General features: G+C 32.4%; 4 protein-coding genes. All 4 read left to right on the top strand.

Features of this window, described 5'->3' with window-relative positions; translation table 11 throughout:
* Positions 1-1,116 (top strand): hypothetical protein (locus tag AC29Z1_RS14390; RefSeq protein ID WP_488272147.1); only part of this gene is annotated, 1,116 nt, incomplete at its 5' end.
* Positions 1,117-1,201: 85 nt separating this feature from the next.
* A complete protein-coding gene (locus AC29Z1_RS14385; protein ID WP_488272146.1) occupies positions 1,202-1,906 on the top strand; it encodes an IspD/TarI family cytidylyltransferase in 705 nt (234 codons plus the stop codon).
* A gap of 17 nt (positions 1,907-1,923) precedes the next feature.
* On the top strand, positions 1,924-2,958 hold the full coding sequence (locus AC29Z1_RS14380) for a galactitol-1-phosphate 5-dehydrogenase (RefSeq protein ID WP_488272145.1): 1,035 nt from the start codon (positions 1,924-1,926) through the stop codon (positions 2,956-2,958).
* A gap of 10 nt (positions 2,959-2,968) precedes the next feature.
* Positions 2,969-3,652 carry a ribulose-phosphate 3-epimerase gene (gene rpe, locus AC29Z1_RS14375; protein WP_488272144.1) on the top strand — a complete coding sequence of 228 codons (684 nt, stop codon included), beginning with the start codon at positions 2,969-2,971 and terminating at the stop codon, positions 3,650-3,652.
* The last annotated feature ends 651 nt before the right edge of the window (positions 3,653-4,303 follow it).

The raw sequence follows: 4,303 nt of genomic DNA, 5'->3' as shown, positions 1-4,303 counted from the left end.
ACCATAATTATGGGCAGCACGAAGATATTTGTTGAGGATCCGAACAAAATATATATTATTTCAATAATTTGTGTTGATATAATTTTGATGTTACCTAGAACTTTATTATCTATATTATTTCAAACAACCGGACTAATTAGACAATTTGCGTTAGCGATTTTAAGTGAAAGTATTATTGGCTTTGTGTTAGTTGTTATTCTTCTTGTTATAGGTCTTAACGGGTATCAAAATATTATTTTAGCAGATATGATAGCCCGAGTTGGTTCTTTAGCTATATCTGTTTATTTTGCCAAAGATATAATTTTAGGTTTTGCACGCTTGACTCGTAAATCAATTAAAGACGCGTTTGAAAATATTTCAATAGGTTTTAACATTTTATTTTCAAATCTATCAGGCTTGTTGATGTTAGGTTTTGTAAAAATTATGATTGAACAAAACTGGAACATCATAATATTTGGTAAAGTTGCAATGGCATTAAGCATTACAAATATGTCACTAAGTGCGATGAACGCATCAGCTGTTGTTTTGTTCCCTATGCTTAAACGATTGAATAATGATTTAATGAAGCCCTTATTTTTGTCTGTCCGTATTCTTATTAATGTATTTTTTTTAGGTGTATTGTGTTTTTATTATCCAGTATCGATGGTTTTTAATATTTGGATTCCTCAATATAATGAGTCTTTGCTATATGTCGCATTATTATTTCCGATTTGTATATTTGAGGGTCGTTGGATGATGTTATGTAATACTTATTTAAAGGCTTTGCGATACGAAAAGAAGATATTTCAAATAAATTTGTATTCGGTTGTTGTATCTATTGTTTTAACTTTATTTATGGTTTTCATAATGAAAAGCTTATTGCTTACAGTTCTTGGTATTTTAATTGTATTTATTTTTCGAGCCGTCGCTGCTGAATTGCTATTATGTTCCGTCTATTCTCTTAACCATAATAAGTTTATAATTACCGATATAGTTATGACTATAATTTTTATAATAGCTAATTATTTTATTCAAGGTATTACAGGTTTTATTCTGTATCTTACTGTATATGTTGCTTATTTGAGTATAAATAAATCTTTGACTTTGTCCTCAATAAAAAATGTTCGTAGTATCTGATATTGTTTAAGATATTAAAAATATATATGATTCGAGGTACTATTAAATTGATTAATGCAATGTTATTTAATAAGGAGGAGAGTTAGTGAATATAGCCTTAATCATTGCTGGTGGTAATGGAAAACGAATGCGGCAGGATATACCAAAGCAGTTTATCCATGTCAACAATAAGCCGATTATATTATATACATTAGAAGTTTTTCAAAATCATCCCGAAATTGATTTTATAGAAGTGGTATGTCTAGATGGATGGCATGAAGCATTAAAGGCGTATGCCTGTCAATTTAATATTACAAAATTGAAACAAATAGTTTCTGGAGGTGAAACTCGATTTGATTCAATTTATAAGGGAATGCTTGCATTAGGAAAGTTAAACAATGATGATGTAATAATTATTCACGATGCTGTACGCCCGATTGTTCCGGCAGAAACAATTTCCGGAGTAATTAGCATTTGTAAAAAATATGGTGCGTCAATATCTGTATTACCATGTACTGATACCATGTATATTACAGAAGGGGCAGTGTTTACCCATCAGAATATATCTAGAGATACGTTAGTAAGGGGGCAGACTCCAGAAGCAGTTACTTATAAAAGAGCTTTATGGATGTATAATGAAGCTGAAAAAATGAAGATAAAAAATGATTCGATTACAGCATTACAAGTTGCTTTGGGAGAGAAAGTCTATTTTACACAAGGTTCAGAAAAAAATATAAAAATAACAACTGTTGATGATATAGAAATTTTTAAAGCTTTGCTGAAATCAAGAAGAGATGATTGGATAAAATAAAGTAATGGAGAATCAAGATGAAAGCGCTAAATTTATATGGAATAAATCAATTAATTTACGATGACGTAAAAGATCCTGTGATGCAAGAAGATGAGGTTATAATAAAAGTCATGGCTGCAGGCATTTGTGGCAGTGATATTCAAAGAGTCTACGAAAAAGGTACATATCATTTTCCGACAATCATTGGTCATGAATTTTCTGGTTATATAACAGAAGCAAAGGATAAGAGCGATATTGGTAAAAGAGTAGCTGTATTTCCGCTTATTCCTTGTAAAAATTGTGCGGCTTGTAAAAGTGGAGAATATGCGCAGTGTAACAAGTATGATTACTATGGCTCTCGAAGGGATGGAGGTTTTTCGGAATATATTGCAGTAAAAAGAGAAAACTTAATACAAATTCCTGAAGGGGTATCGTATGAAGAAGCTGCAATGTGCGAGCCTGCTTCAGTTGCGCTGCATGCTTTACGAAAAGGAAATTTTAGTATAGGTAAGACAATTGCTATATTTGGTGTAGGAACGATTGGTTTGATTATGGCTCAGTGGGCAAGAGCTGCTGGTGCAGATAAAGTTATTCTTGTAGCTAGAACTAAAGAAAAAGTAATGTTTGCCCAAAAGCTTGGTTTTAATTTTGTTTTTAATTCGACAGAGTGTAATACTATCGAATTGATTGAAAAATTAACTGACGGATATGGTGTAGATATAAGTATAGAGGGTACAGGCAAGTCTGAAATCTTGGAAGAATGTGTAGAAGCGACAAAGATTTTTGGTACGATTGTAGCATTGGGAAATCCGTTAAAAGATATGTCCTTATCTCAAACAGCATATTGGAACATCTTAAGAAAGGAACTGAATATTGTCGGTACATGGAATAGTAGTTTTAATTTGTTAAAAAATGATTGGAAGGATTCACTACAGGCAATGCAATCAAAAAAATTAGATCTAATTCCTTTAATTACTCATAAGTTCGATTTACAAGATAATATGAAAGCTTTTGAGGTTATAAGAAACAAAAAAGAACTAGTCTGTAAAGTCATGTTTATTAATAGGAAGTAGGTGGTCATTGATGATAAAAAGTAAGATATCAGCATCAATGATGTGTTCAGATTTAATTAATTTAGAAAGAGATATTCGAGAAGTTGATCAGGCTGGGTGTGATTATTTTCACATTGATATTATGGATGGTGTATTTGTACCAAATTTTATGTTAAGTAATGACTTCATTTTGAATATACGGAAAATTTCTAATAAGCCAATGGATATACACTTAATGATAACTGAACCTGAAAATAAGATTGGCTGGTTTGATGTGAGAAAAGATGATTTTGTGACGATTCATTATGAATCAACGACAAATGTTTTAGGAACATTGCAGACTATCCGAAAGATTGGTGCAAAACCGGCAATTGCGTTAAATCCAGCAACTCCAATAAATGTGGTTGAATATATACTGGATGATATAGATATGGTAGTATTGATGACAGTTAATCCTGGTTTTTCAGGTAGAAAATTAGTTTCCACTGCAATTAAAAAAATTGCTGATCTGCGTAAGTTCTTGGATGAGAGAAATAAGAAAAATATTATTATAGAAGCTGATGGAAATGTATCTATCGAAAATGCAACACAAATGAGAAAAGCTGGAGCTGATATGTTTGTTGCTGGAAGCTCGAGTGTATTCCGGAAAGATTGGACTATTTCAGATGGTATGAAAAAACTAAGAGAAGCATTAGAAGCTGCAAACAAGGAATGATTATTTATGTCAAAAGATGGATACCGGGAATAGTCCACACGTAAAATATAAGAAATCGGGTAGAAGTATTTGTAGTGTGTACAACCTACTAGGAAGTGTTAAAGAGTGATAGTAGTTTGTTATTTAGAAAGATGTTGCAGCTAATAACAATATTTCGAAAAGATACTAGCATTACGCCATAAATCGTCGCGCGTGAAAAGAAGAATAGCTTCTAGAAAAGAATTACTTTTGCACTATAATTGCTGTACAGAATGAATTGCTTTGAGTATACGTACTAGGACGCAGTTGCGAGGTACAGGTTGTGTTGGTCGTTAGTGTTACAGTACTGGTGAGAAACCTCGTTTGTCGGTACATTACAAAAAACAGCAATTTGGGATTTATGGGACATCAATAGAGATGAAGAAAAATTTAAGGAACGGTTGTAAGGGTATGCAGCTAATTTTGTGTAAATAGAAAATCCTTATGGCAAGAATTTAGGTGACTTTTTTGATAAGTAGAGTACCTATTGTCCCTTAGCTACTGTTCTCCCTGGACAGGTCGGCAGTATGCACGCGTTAACGTGAATGCTCCGATCTGTCCAGGGAATTATACTTTATTGGGCAATTAAATAGCGTGGCGGTTTTCAAAAAGTATGGCTAAATGATTTAATAC

This window comes from Sporomusa sp. (genome assembly GCF_057736855.1).
Note: the sequence above shows the minus strand (reverse complement) of the source record. Positions and strands in the feature narration are given on the sequence as shown.